The organism is Bradyrhizobium sp. BRP19, assembly GCF_020194195.1.
In the GTDB taxonomy this organism is placed as follows: Bacteria; Pseudomonadota; Alphaproteobacteria; order Rhizobiales; family Xanthobacteraceae; genus Bradyrhizobium; species Bradyrhizobium yuanmingense.
In genome coordinates this window covers 1-385 of sequence record NZ_JADYVZ010000250.1, presented here as the reverse complement: position 1 = coordinate 385, position 385 = coordinate 1, and the positions used below count along the sequence as shown (strand labels likewise).

At 59.7% G+C, this 385-nt stretch carries 1 protein-coding gene; it reads left to right on the top strand.

Annotation, left to right across the window (positions count from 1 at the left end; translation table 11 throughout):
• Positions 1-385, top strand: a 385-nt coding sequence (locus I6F36_RS39420; protein ID WP_225173342.1) for a YebC/PmpR family DNA-binding transcriptional regulator, incomplete at both ends; no start/stop codon positions are given.

The window sequence follows — 385 nt, the reverse complement described above, 5'->3', positions numbered from 1 at the left end:
TGACCGACAACCGCAACCGTACAGCGGCAGCCGTACGTCATGCGTTCAGCAAGTGCGGTGGTAATCTCGGCACGGATGGTTCGGTGGCCTACCTGTTCGAGCGCAAGGGGCAGATCACCTTCGCACCGGGCACAGATGAAGACGCGCTGATGGAAGCTGCGATGGAAGCGGATGCCGATGACGTCGTGACCAACGAAGACGGCTCCATCGACGTGTTTACCTCGTTCGCCAGCTTCTACGCCGTGCGTAACGCCCTGGAAGCTGCTGGTTTCAACGGCACCGACGCGGAAATCGTGATGCTGCCGACCACCAGTGCCGAACTGGACCTGGACGGTGCGCAAAAGGTGCTGAAGCTGCTGGACATGCTTGAAGACCTGGATGATGT